A 1046-nucleotide genomic window follows, 5' to 3' on the forward strand; every position below is an offset into this window, starting at 1 on the left:
TAGAAATCCACCAGCACGTCAAATTATTCCAAGATGGCTCAAAAAGCGGCAACCCTAGAAATTTCGGAATTAATGCAATTTTTACGTCAAGAATTAGATGATTTACCCGATGAGAGGAAACCTGGAAATAATAGAAAATATGAGGTAGAAGATGCCGTGATGGCGGCATTTTCAGTCTTTTTTACTCAGTCGCCGTCTTTTTTAGACCATCAACGTTTAATGAAAAGTAATAAGGGAAAAGATAATGCTGAAAGTTGATTTTCAATTGAAAAAATTCCTGGGGATAATCAAATAAGAAATTTGTTAGATCCAGTGCCAGCCTCTAATGTCTCTAGGACTTTTCAAAAAGTCTATCAATGGTTAAAGGAAAAGGGAGTTTTGAAAAAGTTTCTCTACTTAGATGGAGAAATTTTAGTGGCGTTAGATGGCACAGAATATTTCTCATCCAAGAAAATTCATTGCCCTCATTGTAACTGTCGTAATCATCGAAATGGAACTACAACTTATTTTCCTGGCTGTGTCACACCTATGGTGGTTTCTCCTAAGCAAAAACAAGTAATTAATTTAGAGCCAGAATTCATTAAAAAACAAGATGGAAATCAAAAACAAGACTGTGAAAATGCGGCCGTTAAAAGATGGTTAAATAAGAATCATAAAAATAAGTATGGTTATCCTGTAACTCTTTTAGGAGAAGACTTATATTCTCACGAACCTGTTTGTGAATTAGCGGTAAAACAAGGTTATAATTTTATTTTTGTTTGTTTAGAAACGTCGCCTAAAACTTTATATGAATGGCTAGAATTTTTAGAAAAAAGTGGCGAAGTTACGACCGTTGAAAAGAAACAATGGGATGGGCGAAAAAATCTAATTTATCGTTATCGTTATGCTTCTAGAGTTCCCTTAAGAGAGGGCGACTCAAGTCTCGAAGTTAATTGGTGTGAAGTGACTGTTATTAATGAAAAAACCCAGAAAACTATCTACCAAAATAATTGGATAACTAATCATAAAATCACGGAAAATAATGTCGAAGAAATTGTCAAAGCTGG

General features: G+C 34.2%; 1 pseudogene. It reads left to right on the plus strand.

The annotated features are described in order from the left end of the window. Positions 1–33: 33 nt before the first annotated feature. A pseudogene (locus tag O9332_RS02305) lies at positions 34–1046 on the plus strand (ISNCY family transposase); the annotation flags it as partial.

This window comes from Microcystis sp. LE19-10.1B, assembly GCF_027530565.1.
GTDB classification, from domain to species: Bacteria; Cyanobacteriota; Cyanobacteriia; order Cyanobacteriales; family Microcystaceae; genus Microcystis; species Microcystis aeruginosa.